Raw genomic sequence first — 15331 nt, 5'->3', positions numbered from 1 at the left:
GACCCTCAGAACGCGTCGCTGGGGACGTACGTCCCCCACACCTCGCGCAGCGCGTTGCAGACCTCGCCGACGGTGGCGCGGGCCTTCAGGGCGTCCTTCATCGGGTACAGGACGTTGTCCTCGCCCTCGGCGGCCTTCTTCAGGGCCGCGAGCGCGGTGTCCACCGCCTGCTGGTCGCGCTCGGCGCGCAGCTTCGCCAGCCGTTCGGCCTGCTGCGCCTCGATCGCCGGGTCGACGCGGAGGGGCTCGTACGGCTCCTCCGCGTCGAGCTGGAAGCGGTTGACGCCGACGACCACCCGCTCGCCGGAGTCGGTCTCCTGGGCGATGCGGTAGGCGCTGCGCTCGATCTCGGACTTCTGGAAGCCGTGCTCGATGGCGGAGACCGCGCCGCCGAGGTCCTCGACCTTCCGCATCAGCTCGACGGCCGCGGCCTCGACGTCGTCCGTCATCTTCTCGATGACGTAGGACCCGGCGAAGGGGTCGACCGTCGCGGTCACGTCCGTCTCGTACGCCAGGACCTGCTGGGTGCGCAGCGCCAGGCGGGCGGACTTGTCCGTCGGCAGGGCGATCGCCTCGTCGAAGGAGTTGGTGTGCAGCGACTGCGTACCGCCGAGCACGGCGGCCAGGCCCTGCACCGCGACGCGGACCAGGTTGACCTCCGGCTGCTGGGCCGTCAGCTGCACCCCCGCCGTCTGCGTGTGGAAGCGCAGCATCAGCGACTTGGGGTTCTTCGCGCCGAACTCCTCGCGCATGACCCGGGCCCAGATGCGCCGGGCCGCACGGAACTTGGCGACCTCCTCGAGGATGGTCGTCCGAGCGACGAAGAAGAAGGACAGACGCGGGGCGAAGTCGTCGACGTCCATCCCGGCCGCGACCGCCGTACGGACGTACTCGATGCCGTCCGCGAGCGTGAAGGCGATCTCCTGTGCGGGGGACGCGCCCGCCTCCGCCATGTGGTAGCCGGAGATCGAGATCGTGTTCCACTTGGGGATCTCGGCCTTGCAGTACTTGAAGATGTCGGCGATCAGCCGCAGCGAGGGCTTCGGCGGGAAGATGTACGTGCCGCGCGCGATGTACTCCTTGAGCACGTCGTTCTGGATCGTGCCGGTCAGCTTGTCGGCCGGCACGCCCTGCTCCTCCGCGACCAGTTGGTACAGGAGCAGCAGCAGCGACGCGGGCGCGTTGATCGTCATCGACGTCGAGACCTTGTCCAGCGGGATCCCGCCGAACAGCACCCGCATGTCGTCGACCGAGTCGATCGCCACGCCCACCTTGCCGACCTCGCCGTGCGCGATCGGCGCGTCGGAGTCGTGGCCCATCTGGGTGGGCAGGTCGAAGGCGACCGACAGACCCATCGTGCCGTTGGCGATCAGCTGCTTGTAGCGGGCGTTGGACTCCGTCGCCGTGCCGAAGCCCGCGTACTGGCGCATGGTCCAGGGGCGGCCGGTGTACATCGAGGGATACACGCCGCGCGTGAACGGGAAGCCGCCGGGCTCCCCCAGCTTCTCGGCGGGGTCCCAGCCCTCCAGGCTCTGAGGCCCGTAGACCGGCTCGATGGGCAGTCCGGACTCCGACTCGCGCGCCATGGTGTGATGCCTCCCGCTGTTACTCGCCAGTACCGGACCGACCCTCCTGCGGACTGTAGCGGGGCGCGTGCGACCGGTGGAGGGGGGTTCCCTGGGACCTTACTCACAGCCTCCGTGCGGTCCCGGTCACAACAATGCCGCGCCGTTCGCGACCCGTCACCCGCGGGCAGCATCTCAGGTGACATACGGGCTCGACAGTGAGACGGGCGGGGGTCGTGTTGCGTACTACGGGCATGGGGAGATCGGCGGCCGCGGTGGCGGCGCTCGCGGCCCTGGTGGCCGTCGGCTGCACCGTGCAGGGCAAGGACGGCAAGGTGCACTCGCCGGTGCACATCGAACTGCCCGGCAGCACCGCCCCCTCGGTGAGGACCGACGACAAGCCGACCACGGCGGCTCCGTCCCGGGCGGGGGCCGGTGTCCTGTGGTCCCGCGGCGACTCGGGGAACGGCGTCCGCGAGCTCCAGGCGCGGCTGCGACAGGCCGACTGGCTCTTCGACGGGCCGACCGGGCAGTACGACGATCTCACCGAGGCCGCGGTCAAGGGCTTCCAGGGCAAGCGCGGGCTGCCGAAGACCGGCGAGACCGACACCGTCACCTGGCAGCGGCTGAAGAAGATGACGCACGAGCCGGGCACATGGGAGCTGTACCTGATGGGCGGCCAGCCCGCCGGGCCGCCCGACCCGCGCTGCCTGACCGGGCGGGTGCTGTGCATCGACAAGACGACCCGCACCCTGCGCTGGATGATCGACGGACGCACGGTGTCGGAGATGTCGGTCCGCTTCGGCGCCGTCGGCACGCCCACCCGCGAGGGCGTCTTCCACGTGTACTGGAAGTCGCGCCACCACTTCTCGACGCTGTACGACTCCCCGATGCCCTACGCGATGTTCTTCAGCGGCGGCCAGGCGGTGCACTTCTCGTACGACTTCGCGGCCCGCGGTTACGCGGGCGGCTCGCACGGCTGTGTCAACGTCCGGGACGAGGCGGCGATCGCGAGCCTGTACGCGCAGGTGAGGGACGGCGACAAGGTCGTCGTGCACCGGTGAGCGGAAGATGTGCGGGGCGCGGGCGGGACCGGGGGAACGTGTCCCGCCCGCGCCGAGTTGCACGAGCCGTGGGTACGGGGGGAACCCCGGCTCTGTGCGACGGCCGATGACCAGTCGGCTCACTCAGTACTGCGACGAGGGGGCCGAAAACGTTACTGGCCGGCGGAAGAAAAATCTTCGACGCGCGAAACCGCAGCTCAGAGCTGGTCCGACAGGTTCAGGGCGGTGTACGTCGGCTCCGGTGAGGGCGCCTGCGTCGTGAGCGGACGTCCGGGCAGGGCGGGGCCGGCGGAGGTGTCGCCGCCCTTCCGGCCGCCGCCGTGGCCCTTGCCGCCGGGGGCTATGTGAGCGTCGTCGTCACCGCCCTGGCCGCCGCCGTTCTGGTTGCCCCGGCCGCCGCCCTGCCCCTCGCCCTTGCCTTTGCCCGAGCCGCCCTTGCCGTTGCCGTTGCCCTTGCCGTTGCCCTTGCTCTTGCCGCTGCCGTGGTCGCCGCCGTCGTCCTTGCCGCCGCCTTGGCCCTTGCCGCCGCCGGCCGCGCCCGGGGTACCGGCCAGGACGTTCCTGCAGTACTTCAGGACACGGTCGGGCGTGTAGCCGCCGGCCGCGTTCTCCAGGGCCTGCCTGCGCTCACCGCTCAGGTCCTTGCCGCGCAGCGCGTCGCGGCAGGCAGAGGGGGCCTGCCGCCGCCACCAGGCGCCGTCCCCGGCGCCGGGCGTGGCCGACGGCCGGTCGCCGGGCGTCTTCCCGGGGGTGGTCGGGCCGGTGCCGCCGGTCGAGCCGTCCGGCGAGGGCCTGCCCGGCAGACCGTGCGGTGACGGCGAGACGAGGGGGCTCTGGGACGCGGGGGCCGTGACCGAGCCGGCGGGGCGGGGGGCGCCGCCGAACGGCGTCGGCAGGGCTCCGCTTGTCACCGCGTACGCGACTCCGCCGACCATGCCGGAGGCCAGTACGGCCGTCAGGGCGAAGCGGGCGGACCGGCCCCGGCGGGCACGCCGGCCGTCCGGGGCGCGTCCGCCGATGCGGACGAGCCCGGCGTCGGAGACATGGGCGCCGGCGCGGTGGCCGGCGCCGGACCGCGCGGCGGGCGCTTCCTCGCGCGCCGCCCGGAACGCGGCCAGCGCGGCGGCCTCGCCCGGGAGTTCCGCGCTGGTCGGCGGGGGTTCGGCGGTGAGTGCCTCAAGGGTCTTCGCGAGCCGTTCGGCCTGGTCACGGGCGGCGGCGTCGACAGTTTCCGGTGACTCGCCGCGCAGCAGAGCCTCCGCTGTCGCACGGTCCAGCCACGTGTACTGCTCGTCGGCCATCACAAGTCCTTCTGCGTCCGCGCGCGCATATGCGTCACACTCGCGGACGTCACCGCGCGGCCGCGCGGTTCTCTCTGGGGTGGCATTCCGTCGAGGCCGCCGGCCGATTCCGGATCCTGTCCGAGCAGCTCGGCCAGTCGTTTCAGTCCGCGGTGCGCCGCCGTGCGCACGGCCCCCGGGCGCTTGCCGAGGGTCTCGGCCGCGGTCTTGGCGTCGAGCCCGACGACCACGCGCAGCACGACGGCCTCGGCCTGGTCCTGCGGCAGCCGGGCGATCAGGGAGAGGGTCTGGCCGGTGGACAGGGCCTCCATGGCCTCGCCCGCGGTGTCGGACTCGGCGGGCTTGCCGGTCAGTTCCGTCTCGTCGCCGCCGATGGCGGGGCGGCGGCCGCGCATGCGTATGTGGTCCAGCGCGCGGTTGCGGGCTATGCGGGCCGCCCAGCCGCGGAAGCGGTCCGCGTCCCCGGTGAACCGGTCCAGGTCACGGGCGATCTGCAGCCAGGCCTCGGAGGCGACGTCCTCCGCGTCCGGATCGCCGACGAGGGTGCGGACGTACCCGAGCAGGCGTGGGTGCACGGTTCGGTACACAGTCCGGAACGCGGTCTCGTCCCCGTCCTGTGCCGCAAGCACCGCGGCGGTCAGCTCCGCGTCGTCCCCCAGCACCCGTTTGTTCCTCAGTCGAAGGGTCGGCCGTCGGTCACGGCGTCCGGGCCGCCGCCGACGGGCGGTCGTCCGACATCCGCGTCCGGCGCGAAAGGCACGTTACGACCTGAAACCGCTGCTCGTCCATGTCCGTACAAGGTGCAACCACCTTGTGATGCGGCGGAACGCACGCGGGGTGTGACAGAAACCGCACTCATGGCGCTGTAGGGAGTACGGGCCGCGCGGCCCGACCGCGCGACGGCCGGGGCCTCTCCTGTGGGGGGTGGCGGCCCCGGCCGTTGCTTCGGTGCCGGGCCCGACGCCGATGAGCCGGGCGGGGCCCCGGACTCCGGGCCGGTGAGGCTACTTGTTCTTCGCGGCGTTGCCGTCGCCCGCCGCGTCCCCCGCGCCCCCGGAGCTGCCGGCGTTGCCCGAGCCCCCGGCGTTGCCGGAGTTCTGCGCGTTGCCCGCGGCCGTCTTCTGCGGGGTCTTCGGCGTCCTGGTCCGGTCGGCCTTGCCGGTGTCCGGCCGCAGCCGCTCGGCGCAGTACGCGCCGACGTTCCGCTCGCCGCCCGCGTCCGCGATCAGCCGCTTCCAGGCGGTCGAGGCCAGTGCCTTGCCGTTGCCGTCCGCGTTCTCGTAGGCCCGGCAGTGGGCGTCGATGTCCTTCGCCGTCTCGGGGTGGTGCGAGGCGCCGGCCGCGCCGGGCGTCGTGGAGCCGTCGGCCGGGGTGGCCGCGGGCGCGTCCGTGCCGGCGGCGGGCACGCCCTGGCGCCGGCCGTCATGGTGGGCGTGGGAGGAGCCGACGGTTCCGATCGCCGCGTAGGCGGCACCGCTGAGGGTGAGACCGCCCAGGATCAGGGCGAGGGTCGCCTTCAGGGAGCGGCGGGTGCGCCGCTGCGCGCCGGGCCGCCAGTCGTCCCGGCGCCGGGTCCGCGCCTGGTGCGCGCCGGCGTCGCGGGCGGCCCGGAACGCGGCCACGGCGCGCTGCTCCGCCTCGGTGTCGAGGGCGCCGGAGCGCATGGCGCCGACGAGCAGCGACTCCAGCCGCGGGCCGCCGGCCCACTCCTGGGAGCCCGGCACCGCCTCGCCCGGGTGCACGCGCCGACGGCCGTGCCCACTGCCGTCGCCCTGCCGTTCACCCATGTCCGTATCCATCCGTGTCCGACGCCCCGCTGCTGTCCGGCAGCCGGCGGTCGTCGTCCGTCCCGCTGCCCTCGGCGGCCGCGCCGCCCTCCGTGCCCCGGCTCGTGCCGACGCCCACGCCGTTGTTGACGTGTCCGCCTCCGCCGCCGTTCATTTCGACTCACCCAGCGTCCGGGGGTCGTCATTCGTCACACCTGTGCCGCCCAGCCGGGTGGCCAGGCGTTTGAGGCCCCGGTGCGCGGCGGTGCGCACGGCGCCCGGCCGCTTGCCGAGCACGCGGGCTGCGGCGGGCCCGTCGAGGCCGACGACGACGCGCAGCAGCACGGCCTCCGCCTGGTCCCGGGGCAGGCTGCGGACCAGTTCCAGGGCGTGCTCGGTGGAGAGCGCCTCCAGGGCCTGGTCGTGGGTGGTGTGGCGGCCGGGCAGCTCCAGTACGTCCTGTTCCAGCGCGGAGGACCGCGGCCGCACCTTCTGCCGGCGCAGGTGGTCCAGGGCCCGGTGCCGGGCGATGGTCGCCGTCCAGCCGCGGAAGCCCTGGCCGTCGCCCTGGAACCTGCCGAGGTCCCGGGCGATCTCCAGCCAGGCGTCGGAGGCCACGTCCTCGGCGTCGTCGCCGACGATCCCGCGGAGGTAGCCGAGCAGTCCGGGCTGCACGATCCGGTACGCGACCGCGAACGCGGCCTCGTCGCCTTCCTGGGCCCGCGCGACGGCCGCGCCCAGCTCCGCGTCGTACGCCTGTACGCGGCGGGGTTCCCGTCCCTGGCCCAACAACTGTCCTCGTTCGTACGAGTGCGAAGGGGGCCCTTGCGGGCCCGGCCGTGCGCCACCTCCGTCCGTGCGCACGCCTTCACGGTCCTCAGCGCCACGCGTCACGGAAGTGTCACAGCAGATCGGTCGTCCCGGGCGTGTCGGACCCGGCGCGGGCTCGTCGGTCAGGCGGCGACCCGCCGTGCACGGCCGTGCAGTCTCAGGTAGAAGAGCTGGAGCGATTCCTCGGGGGCGCCCGTCTCGAAGCGGTTGCGGACCTTGCCGAGCGGGTTCCAGACCCGCCCGTCCGGCATGCGCACCGCCACCGGCTGGCCGAAGCAGGTCCGCTGGGAGGCGTCGCAGTCCACCCAGACCGCGCCGGCGCGCCGGACGAGCACCTCGCCGGCGTAGGCGCCGAGGGCGACCAGCGTGCCCCGGGCCCGGTCCGGGTCGGCGCCGCCTTTGCGCAGGCCGTCGACCATGAAGTCGACGACCCGCAGGCTGCGCTCGGAGTAGTCCAGCGGCAGCCGGTTGCGCGCGGTGACGTGGGCGACGAAGGCGGCCGCACGGGCCCGCATCTCCTCGGCGCGCGGTTCGCCCGCGCGGTCTTCCGCCATGAGCCGGTTCCCCCTCCAGATCGACGCTCCCGGCTCATCCAGCGGCCGGCGCGTCAGGAACATCACGCGGTTCGGGGGTGTCGATCGCCACACAAAAAAATCGCGGGCGCGTACAACCTTTTCACTGGGTGACGTTTGGCCAAAGTCCCGCGCTGGGTCAGTGTCCGCCTGCGGTGACAGGCGCGACAGCCGTGAACCTTCTCTAGGGGTGGGGTAGTTGAGTCCTCGTAATGCGCGCGCCTACAGACCGCTGAGCATGCGGCGACGGGCCTGGCTGACGCTCGGGGCCGTGGTGCTGGGCGGGGCGGGCGTGGTGACGTACGCCGTCGCCAGCCCGTCCTCCGGCGACGGGATCGGACAGGCCAAGCGGCCGGTGCGGGTCTACGACCTCGCGCTGCGCAGCGGCGCGGACGGCGGGCGCGAGCTGCCGCGGACGGGCACGAAGCCGTTCTCGATGCTCGGCGTCTCCTGGCAGGGCGCGGGCGCGCGGCTGCGCGGCGCGGCCCAGGTGCGCACGCACAGCGTGGAGACCGGTGAGTGGACCGGCTGGCGGCCCCTGGAGGCGGACGTCGACCCGCTGGAGGACCCGCGGGCGCGGGCCGCCGCGCGCGGCGCCTCCGAGCCGCTGTGGGTCGGTCCGTCCGACGGCGTGCAGGTCCGGGTCGTCCGCAAGGACGGCACCGCCGGCCCGGCCCTGCCCAGGGACCTGCGGGTCAGCCTGGTCGACCCGGGTGTGGCGACGGCCGCCGAGCAGCGGGCCGAGCCGGCCGCGTACGTGGCGGAGGCGAGCCCGACCGACAGCACGTCACCGACGGACACCGCGTCGCCGACCGACAGCGCCTCACCGACCGATTCGGCGACACCCACCGATTCCGCGTCCCCGAGCGACTCCGCCTCGGCGTCGGCTTCCGCCTCGGTCTCCGCCGGTCCGTCGGCCACGACGCCCACCGCTCCCCCGTCGACCGTGCCGGAGCCGCCGATCGTCTCGCGGGCCGGCTGGGGCGCCGACGAGTCGCTGAGCCCGCAGCCGTCGGAGTACAACGCCGACGTGAAGGCCGTGTTCGTGCACCACACCGACGGCACGAACGACTACTCGTGCGCCGACTCGGCGGCCATCGTGCGCGGCATCTACGCGTATCACACGCAGACCAACGGCTGGAACGACATCGGCTACAACTTCCTGGTCGACAAGTGCGGCACGGTCTTCGAGGGCCGCAAGGGCGGCGTGGACCTGCCGGTGCTCGGCGCGCACACCTACGGCTGGAACCGCGAGGCGGCCGGTATCGCCGTCCTCGGCGACTACACGACCACCGGCGCCTCGAACGCGGCCCTGGCCTCGATCGCCCGTGTCGCGGCCTGGAAGCTCGGCCAGTACCACGCCGACCCGGCGACGACCGTGCAGCTGAAGGCGGGCGCGACCCAGACGAACTACTCCGGTGCCGGCTTCACCGCGGGCACCTCCTACACCTTCAACCGGGTCTCCGGTCACCGCGACGGATACAACACCCAGTGCCCCGGCAGCTCCCTCTACGCCCAGCTGCCGACCGTCCGCGCCTGGGCGGCGGGACCGGTGCAGGGCCTGAAGGTCACCTCGGTCTCCGGCGCGGGCCTGTCGGGCTCGACGTACTACACCAAGGGCGCGATCACCGTGAAGTGGTCGACGACCACGCCCGGTTCGCTGATCTCGCGGTTCGAGCTGCTGGTGGACGGCAAGGTCGCCGCCACCGCCTCCGGCACGGCCGGCTCGGCGGCCGCCACCCTCGCGTCCGGCACCCACACCGTCGCCGTACGGGCCGTGCACCAGTCCGGGAAGACGGTGACGACCGGCGCGCTGAACTTCGCCACCGACACCACCGCGCCGTCCTTCACCACCACGCCGAAGATCTCCCTGCGGACCGGCACGGTGAACACCACCGCGGTCCCGGTCACCCTCGGCTGGAAGGCCACCGACGGCCAGGCCCTGAAGTCGGTCAGCCTGCTCTCCCCGACGACGGCCGCCTTCGGCCCGACCACGACCAGCTCCAGCCGCACCGCCAAGTCCGGCACCGCATCGACCTGGTCGATGAAGGCGTACGACTACGCGGGCAACACCCGCACCTCCTCGCCGTCCTACACTCCGGTGATCCTCCAGGAGACCTCGGCGACCAAGTCCGGCAGCTGGACGGCCCGTTCGTCGACCAGCTACCTGGGCGGGAAGTCGTACTCCAGCGGCTCCAAGGGCGCGAGCCTGAGCTGGACGTTCACCGGCCGCTCGGCGTCCTGGGTGGTCTCCCGGGCATCGAGCTCCGGGCAGGCGTACGTGTACGTCGACGGCGTGAAGGTCACCACGGTCGACCTGAAGTCGTCGACGACTCTGTACCGCCAGGCCATCTGGACGAAGACCTGGTCGTCGAGCGCCCAGCACACCGTGAAGATCGTGGTGGTCGGTACCAGTGGCCGCCCGACGGTCACGACGGACGGCCTGGTCTACGTCAAGTAGCCGTGTCCACCGGTTCGGGCGTCCGCTCCTGCGCACTCTGCGGGGTGGGCGCCCGGTCCGCGTTCACGAGCACGGTCGCCTCCGCCTGCAGCGCCCGCCGGTTCGCCCCCGGCCCCACGTGCGCCGTGAGACAGCGGGCGGTCACGCTCGCGGCGATCGTGTTCAGCAGCGCCGTACCGATCGAACCGCCCACCTGCTGAGCGGTGTTGAAGGTCGCCGAGGCGGCGCCGGAGTCGCGCGGGGCGACGCTGCCGGTGGCCTGCGACACGGACGTCATCATGCCCATGCCCCTGCCGAGGCCGAGCATCAGCATCGCGGGCAGCACGTGCGGGGCGCATGCCGGCTCGGTGCCCACCTGTGCGGTGATCGCCGGCGCGCCGGCCGCCGGCAGCAGCCCCGGGACCATCAGCGTGCGCGGCGGGACCCGGTTCAGCAGCCGGGCCGCGACCTGGGTGCTCCGCGCCGCACCGCTTTGGGAACGCTCACGTCTCTTATTGCGGCGATTTCGCCGCCGTCGCCTCCCGGCACAGCAACCGCAGGGACCCGTCGCCGTGGAAGCAGCGGCGCGCCTCGTCGATGGGGTCCCAGAACCGGCCGTCCGGGGTCCGGATCCAGTGATCGCCGCCGCTTGCCCACCACTCGGCGCCGGCCTGCCGGACGACGACCTCGCCGGCGTAGGCCCCGAAGCCGCGCAGCGCCTTCTCCACGGCGGCGTACGGCGGGCCCTCCCGGCGTATCTCCTCGATCATCCGGTCGACGCGCCACAGGCTCTGTGCCGAGTAGTCGAGGCGCAGCCGCGCCCCCTCCCGCATCGCCGCCACGGTGTCCGCCGCCCACCGGACGGGCTTCGTCGCCGCGTTCGGCCTGGTCTCCTGGAAGGTAGTCACACAGACAGGAGCGGGCACGAGGTGTCCTGCGTCACTGCGCATCGCAGGATCCCGCGAGACTGGCGCAGGACCGCCCCACCTCCGCCGCACAACGGCCACACACCCGCCCCACCTGGGAGGTTTGTCCGGGAGTGACGTCTGGGCGGCCGTTTGCGCTCCACTGACTGATGAGCATGTACTTCCATCTGCGTGCGGTGCCGCCCCCGGCACTGCGCAACAGCGCGAACTGGATGCGACGGCTGTTCGAGGACGACTGGAACGCCGTACGCGAACGCATCGGCCGGCACCGGGAGGAGGTGCTGGACAGGAGCTACCTGGACCACGACCTCCTCTACGCCGGCGCCCCGGTGGTCCTGGGCGGCAGACCGGTGAACCACCCCGTCCCCGACAATCCCCCGTTCCTCATGCTGACGGCCGCCCAGGTGGGCCGGGTCGCCGCGTTCCTGACCTCGGCCGACTTCGAGGAGCTGTGGCAGCCGGCCCGCGAGGAGCTCCTGCCGGAGCACCTCGACGGCGACCTGGAGGACGAACTCCACACGGTCTTCGCGGCGACGCACCGCGACCTGACGGCGTTCTACAGCCGGACCGCGGCGTACGGCGACGCGGTGGTGAAGTGCCTGCTGTGCTGACCCGGCGCTACCGCTGGCGCGCCCTCCGCGACACGACCGCCCGCAGCACCCGCCGCCCCTCGACGGACACCTCCAGCGCACGCCGCAGCCCGGCCGCGCCGTGCCCGGCGAGGACCTCGAGCACGGTCACCTGCCGCCGCAGCTCCGCGGCGACCAGCGGCGACATGCCCTCGGTACGCCCCTCACGCCGGGCGTCGACGGAGTCCTGCTCGTCCTCCATCGGATCGAGCAGCCGGTGTATCTGCAGCGCGGCGACGGAACACGCGTCGGCCCACACCCGCGCCTCCGCGGCCGACGGGTCGACCGGCGCGGCGGCCAGCATCCGGCGGGCCAGCAGCGCCGCCTCGTCCTCCGGGGAGCCGGCGTACTCCTCGGCCCCCGCGAGCTTGCCGCGCACCTGTTCCAGCAGCTCACCCCAGTCGGCGGCGTCCCCGGCGTCCGAAAGGCTCGCCCACAGCGGGCGCAGCACCTCGTCGTCGCCGCCCAGCAGCGGCACGCACCGGTCCAAACAAGCCAACCCACTGGCGGCCAGTCCGCGCTCGTCGGCCTGAGCGATCAACTCCACCAGGCTCATCCACGCCTCCCTCTGCGGGCCCCCTGCAGGTCTCGCACGGCTTCACCGGGCCCCTTCCTTAACGGAGCCCGCACTTCCCCTTACTGCGTGCGACGGCTCGGGAGTGTCACAGCGGCACCACGCCCAGGCGGTCGAGCAAGCGGAAGAAGAGGTTTTCGGCCAGGGGGTCCCCCCGCTCGAGCGAAGTAGAGAACGGGGGAGGCTCGGGGTCGGCGGTGAGCACCTCGGCCAGCGCCGCGGCGTCGGCGTCGCGGTCCGCCTCCGCGGCCCAGGCGACGGCCCGCTCCGCCGCGTCACGCGGGTCCAGGAAGTAGTCCTCCAGCGTGAGCCCCTCCTGCCCGCCGAGGTATCCGGCCATGGCGGCCCGGGCCAGACACGTCGTCCACGCCCCGCTCTCGGGCGCGGCCGCCTCGACGACCACGCAGTCGCTGTTCATGACGTACCCGAACAGGGCGGGGGCGCCGGTCTGCGCGGCGAGGACGTTCATGTTCCCCACCTCGCCGCCCCCGCCCGGACACTCCCAGACCTGCCAGCCGCCGGGTGCCTCGGCCCGCAGCTCCATGCCCTCCTGGACGCCGGCCAGCGCGTCGAACTCGGCGAGCGGCCGTTCGCCGCGCCCCACGACGTAGTACCCCCAGTAGCCCATGTCCCGCCCCCACGACATCTCGGCTTCGGCTCGCGCCGAATACACCACAGTCGTACTGCCGTTCGCAGCCGTATGGGACAAAAAGGCCGCCGTGGGCCGGGGATCAGCCCAGCCGGCCGGCGAGCGCCTTGAACTGCGCCCAGGACAGCGCGGGCCGGCGCGGGTCCCACAGCTTCTGCACGGTGGCCCGCAGCGGCATCCGGATCCCGGCCGCGACCTGGCCTTGCGTCTGCGAGCCCGACAGGTCGCACCACACGGCGAAGCTGCCGCCGAGGATCTGCGCGTCGTATCGGGCCGGCACGGACACCGTGCCCCGGACGACCAGCGGCGTCCACTGCTCGTAGATCCGCTGCCCGGTCGGGTAGACGAAGTTGTTGGGCTGCCCGAGGACGTAGTAGAGGAACTCGTCGTTGTAGTTGACGAGCTTGCGCCCCGCGGCCAGATAGGCCACCGGCTGCCGCGCGCCGTACTCCTTGCCGGTCCAGTACCCGACCCGCAGGTCCTTGGCGGGCTGCACCGAGCTGGCGGCGAGGAAGCCGTCGTTCCAGGCCCGCATGGTCCTGCCGTGGGCCCGCACGGTGGCGGCGCGGTCGTTGAGCCACCCGGTCGTCAGGTCGGAGACCGTCCCGCCGGACCCGTACTTCTGCCGCGCCGCCGCGGCCAGCTGCGGATAGGAGGCCCTGCGGGTTCGCCACCACCAGCGCCTGGTACTCGTCGCCGCCCAGGTTCCACTGCCCGCCCGGGAAGAGGCCGGCGTACTCGTTCAGCAGGTCGTCGACGATCTTGGCGGCGGCCGGCTTGGAGATGTCGACGGCACCGCGCGTCGCGACCCCGCTCGCGTTGCGCAGCTGCAGGTCGGGGTGGGCGGCGATGACGGCACCCAGATGGCCGGGCGAGTCGATCTCGGGGACGACCGTGATGTGCCGGCTCTGCGCGAGCGCGACGATCCGCTTGACCTCGGCCCTGGTCAGATGCTGCTGCGAGACGACCTCGGGGTGGGTGTCGGACGCGATACGGAAGCCCTGGTCGTCGGAGAAGTGCAGCCCGAGCTCGTTGAACTTCAGGTCCCCCAGCTCCCGGACCCGGTCCTCGATCCATCCGGCGGTGAAATTCTTGCGGGCGATGTCGAGCATGAAACCGCGCACGGGCTTGGCCGGCTGGTCCTTCACGACCCCCTCGGGCGCCGTGCCCCCGTCGTGCACCTCCTGCTTCAGCGTCCGGGTGCCGTAGAAGACCCCCGCGTCCGTGGGCCCGCTGATGCTCACCGTCCCGCCGCGCACGGTCATCGTGTACGACTCCGGGTTCGCGCCCGCGCCGCCGTTCACCGCCAGCCGCAGGTCCCCGGCCTTCACGTCCTTCTTCGCACCGGCGTACGTCAGCCCCAGCTCGGAGGCGATCAGCCGGCCCTCGTCGGCCAGCCTCGCGTCGGCGATCACCACCCGCTCACCGCGCGCCGGACGCCAGCCCGGCCCGTGGGCGGCGGTGTGGGAGCGGACGGCGGGAATGGTGCGGGGCGCCTGCGAGAGCGGGTACGACCGGGTCGGGCTCGGCGTCGGGCTGGCCCCGCGCCCAGCGCTCGCCGTACCGTCCGAGGTGCCGCTGGAGGAGCTCGTCTGCTCCTGCGCCGACCCGCCGCCGTCGCCCCCGGAGGCCCACAGCCCCAGGCCCACACCGGCGCCGACCGTCACGGCCACGGCCGCACCGACCACGATCCCCGTCTTCACATTCCTCGCCGGATGCCGGCGCCTGTGCTGACTCACCACGCCAACCTAAGACCCTCGGACGGCCGTATGCGTCCACCACGCGTTCCGAACCTCTCCCCTGAGGGTGAAATTCGGGCATCCGTCGGACACATCACGAGCGTCCTCGATACCGTGACACAACATCCCTCACAGCTTCCCCTGTCGAAACACACGTGACGCCCACACACCTTCCAGGCCGACCGGCCCTACCGACACTGCCCGCTGTCCTCGACGCCTTCAACTCGGCCCCCGTCGAGGAGGTCCACAAACTCCTCCTGGACTGCCTGCGCAGCCACCGCTGGGCGGACCGCCTCTCGGTCCACCGCCCCTATCCGGACGTGGCGTCCCTGCTGGCCGCGTCGGACGAGGCCGCGTACGACCTGGCACCGGGCGATCTGGCGGAGGCGCTGGCCGCGGAGTCGCTGCCGACACTGCCGGACGGGGCGTACTCGGCCGCCCACATGGCGATGAGCGCCGCCCACGCCGCATACGAGTCCAAATTCGGACACGCGTTCGTGATCTGCCTGGACGGTGTGCCCCCGACCGAGGCCTTGGACCACGTCCTCGAAGGGATCCGGTCACGTTTGACGAACGATCCGGAGGACGAGCGGGTGGTGGCCGCGGAGGAACTCCGCGGCCTCGCGAAGGAACGGCTCCGCGACCTGCTCAGGGGCGCGGGGAGCGGCGCGACCAGCGCCCACGCGCCCGCACCCGGCAGATAACGGGACACCCCGCCCCAGAAGCCCCGGCGCTCACCCATCCGCGTGCCACTTTGATCACACCGGTAGGCCCGGCGTAAGCGCCGCAAGGAACCGTCGTTAGGATGCTGGGGGCCGGTGGACCGTACCCGGCCGGGCCCGACCGACAGGCAAAGCCGGCGCGGCCCCAATCCCCGCTCCCGGAGGGACTTCCGTGCCGGCTGGAACGCTGTACCGCGGCCGGGAAGGAATGTGGTCCTGGGTGGCTCACCGAGTCACCGGCGTCCTCATCTTCTTCTTCCTGTTCGTTCACGTGCTGGACACCGCTCTCGTCCGTGTGTCTCCCGAGGCCTACGACAAGGTCGTGGCCACGTACAAGACCCCGATCGTCGCCGCGCTGGAGTACGGCCTCGTCGCCGCCATCCTCTTCCACGCGCTCAACGGCCTGCGCGTCATCGCCGTCGACTTCTGGTCGAAGGGCCCGCGCTACCAGAAGCAGATGCTCTGGTCCGTCGTGGGCGTCTGGGTCGTGCTGATGATCGGGGCGATCTACCCCGTCCTCGGCCACGCCGCTCGTGAACTCTTCGGGAGCTGA

16 protein-coding genes and 1 pseudogene are annotated in these 15331 nt (G+C 72.8%); 5 read left to right on the top strand and 12 right to left on the bottom strand.

Annotated features, from left to right (window positions below; genetic code table 11):
* Positions 1-5: 5 nt before the first annotated feature.
* Complete coding sequence (locus LN251_RS18245; protein ID WP_458245334.1) at positions 6-1586, bottom strand: acyl-CoA mutase large subunit family protein; 1581 nt, start codon at positions 1584-1586, stop codon at positions 6-8.
* A 233-nt stretch (positions 1587-1819) separates the two neighbouring features.
* Between LN251_RS18245 and LN251_RS18240 the strand changes: the two genes are divergently transcribed.
* Positions 1820-2629: a L,D-transpeptidase family protein gene (locus tag LN251_RS18240; RefSeq protein ID WP_458245333.1), complete on the top strand. Its 810-nt coding sequence runs from the start codon at positions 1820-1822 to the stop codon at positions 2627-2629.
* Between the two features lie 197 nt (positions 2630-2826).
* Here the strand turns inward: LN251_RS18240 and LN251_RS18235 are convergent, their stop codons facing one another.
* The 6 genes from LN251_RS18235 to LN251_RS18210 all read right to left on the bottom strand — a co-directional run bounded on the left by LN251_RS18235 (position 2827) and on the right by LN251_RS18210 (position 7081).
* A complete protein-coding gene (locus LN251_RS18235; protein WP_458245332.1) occupies positions 2827-3930 on the bottom strand; it encodes a hypothetical protein in 1104 nt (367 codons plus the stop codon).
* Positions 3930-4592: an RNA polymerase sigma factor gene (locus LN251_RS18230; protein ID WP_458245331.1), complete on the bottom strand. Its 663-nt coding sequence runs from the start codon at positions 4590-4592 to the stop codon at positions 3930-3932. Before LN251_RS18230 ends, LN251_RS18235 begins: the two co-directional genes overlap by 1 nt.
* Before the next feature lie 342 nt (positions 4593-4934).
* On the bottom strand, positions 4935-5717 hold the full coding sequence (locus LN251_RS18225; protein ID WP_458245330.1) for a hypothetical protein: 783 nt from the start codon (positions 5715-5717) through the stop codon (positions 4935-4937).
* Positions 5710-5871, bottom strand: coding sequence for a hypothetical protein (locus LN251_RS18220; protein WP_458245329.1), 162 nt, complete (start codon positions 5869-5871; stop codon positions 5710-5712). The genes LN251_RS18225 and LN251_RS18220 overlap by 8 nt, the downstream gene beginning before the upstream one ends.
* Complete coding sequence (locus LN251_RS18215; protein ID WP_249834428.1) at positions 5868-6485, bottom strand: RNA polymerase sigma factor; 618 nt, start codon at positions 6483-6485, stop codon at positions 5868-5870. The genes LN251_RS18220 and LN251_RS18215 overlap by 4 nt, the downstream gene beginning before the upstream one ends.
* Before the next feature lie 164 nt (positions 6486-6649).
* Positions 6650-7081, bottom strand: a complete 432-nt coding sequence (locus tag LN251_RS18210) for a hypothetical protein (RefSeq protein ID WP_362984874.1) — start codon at positions 7079-7081, stop codon at positions 6650-6652.
* Between the two features lie 256 nt (positions 7082-7337).
* Between LN251_RS18210 and LN251_RS18205 the strand changes: the two genes are divergently transcribed.
* Entirely contained in the window at positions 7338-9560 is a 2223-nt protein-coding gene (locus LN251_RS18205) for an N-acetylmuramoyl-L-alanine amidase (protein WP_458245328.1), read from the top strand.
* Here LN251_RS18205 and LN251_RS18200 read toward each other — a convergent pair.
* Positions 9553-9966, bottom strand: a complete 414-nt coding sequence (locus tag LN251_RS18200) for a hypothetical protein (RefSeq protein ID WP_458245327.1) — start codon at positions 9964-9966, stop codon at positions 9553-9555. The two genes, LN251_RS18205 and LN251_RS18200, sit on opposite strands and share 8 nt — an antisense overlap.
* 85 nt (positions 9967-10051) lie before the next feature.
* Complete coding sequence (locus LN251_RS18195; RefSeq protein WP_458245326.1) at positions 10052-10447, bottom strand: hypothetical protein; 396 nt, start codon at positions 10445-10447, stop codon at positions 10052-10054.
* Between the two features lie 167 nt (positions 10448-10614).
* Between LN251_RS18195 and LN251_RS18190 the strand changes: the two genes are divergently transcribed.
* Entirely contained in the window at positions 10615-11076 is a 462-nt protein-coding gene (locus tag LN251_RS18190; protein ID WP_458245325.1) for a DUF1877 family protein, read from the top strand.
* Between the two features lie 7 nt (positions 11077-11083).
* On the opposite strand, the gene LN251_RS18185 is transcribed toward LN251_RS18190, so the two are convergent.
* The 3 genes and pseudogenes from LN251_RS18185 to LN251_RS18175 all read right to left on the bottom strand — a co-directional run bounded on the left by LN251_RS18185 (position 11084) and on the right by LN251_RS18175 (position 14056).
* On the bottom strand, positions 11084-11650 hold the full coding sequence (locus LN251_RS18185) for a hypothetical protein (RefSeq protein WP_458245324.1): 567 nt from the start codon (positions 11648-11650) through the stop codon (positions 11084-11086).
* A 106-nt stretch (positions 11651-11756) separates the two neighbouring features.
* Complete coding sequence (locus LN251_RS18180; protein ID WP_458245323.1) at positions 11757-12296, bottom strand: hypothetical protein; 540 nt, start codon at positions 12294-12296, stop codon at positions 11757-11759.
* A 103-nt stretch (positions 12297-12399) separates the two neighbouring features.
* Positions 12400-14056, bottom strand: a pseudogene (locus LN251_RS18175) (beta-N-acetylhexosaminidase).
* Positions 14057-14211: 155 nt separating this feature from the next.
* Here LN251_RS18175 and LN251_RS18170 point away from each other — a divergent pair.
* Both LN251_RS18170 and sdhC read left to right on the top strand, forming a co-directional pair.
* Complete coding sequence (locus LN251_RS18170) at positions 14212-14760, top strand: 2-oxo-4-hydroxy-4-carboxy-5-ureidoimidazoline decarboxylase (protein ID WP_458245322.1); 549 nt, start codon at positions 14212-14214, stop codon at positions 14758-14760.
* Between the two features lie 190 nt (positions 14761-14950).
* A complete protein-coding gene (sdhC, locus tag LN251_RS18165; RefSeq protein ID WP_079078007.1) occupies positions 14951-15331 on the top strand; it encodes a succinate dehydrogenase, cytochrome b556 subunit in 381 nt (126 codons plus the stop codon).

It is taken from the genome of Streptomyces sp. MAI_2237 (genome assembly GCF_054189285.1).
The sequence above is the reverse complement of the archived record's forward strand: the minus strand, read 5'-3'. Positions and strand labels throughout refer to the sequence as shown.

Bases quoted from the DNA above. Each gene is read 5' to 3' on its own strand.
- LN251_RS18245 (WP_458245334.1), bottom strand. From the start codon at position 1,586: ATGGCGCGCGAGTCGGAGTCCGGACTGCCCATCGAGCCGGTCTACGGG.
- LN251_RS18240 (WP_458245333.1), top strand. From the start codon at position 1,820: ATGGGGAGATCGGCGGCCGCGGTGGCGGCGCTCGCGGCCCTGGTGGCC.
- LN251_RS18235 (WP_458245332.1), bottom strand. From the start codon at position 3,930: ATGGCCGACGAGCAGTACACGTGGCTGGACCGTGCGACAGCGGAGGCT.
- LN251_RS18225 (WP_458245330.1), bottom strand. From the start codon at position 5,717: ATGGGTGAACGGCAGGGCGACGGCAGTGGGCACGGCCGTCGGCGCGTG.
- LN251_RS18220 (WP_458245329.1), bottom strand. From the start codon at position 5,871: ATGAACGGCGGCGGAGGCGGACACGTCAACAACGGCGTGGGCGTCGGC.
- LN251_RS18210 (WP_362984874.1), bottom strand. From the start codon at position 7,081: ATGGCGGAAGACCGCGCGGGCGAACCGCGCGCCGAGGAGATGCGGGCC.
- LN251_RS18205 (WP_458245328.1), top strand. From the start codon at position 7,338: ATGCGGCGACGGGCCTGGCTGACGCTCGGGGCCGTGGTGCTGGGCGGG.
- LN251_RS18200 (WP_458245327.1), bottom strand. From the start codon at position 9,966: ATGGTCCCGGGGCTGCTGCCGGCGGCCGGCGCGCCGGCGATCACCGCA.
- LN251_RS18190 (WP_458245325.1), top strand. From the start codon at position 10,615: ATGAGCATGTACTTCCATCTGCGTGCGGTGCCGCCCCCGGCACTGCGC.
- LN251_RS18185 (WP_458245324.1), bottom strand. From the start codon at position 11,650: ATGAGCCTGGTGGAGTTGATCGCTCAGGCCGACGAGCGCGGACTGGCC.
- LN251_RS18180 (WP_458245323.1), bottom strand. From the start codon at position 12,296: ATGGGCTACTGGGGGTACTACGTCGTGGGGCGCGGCGAACGGCCGCTC.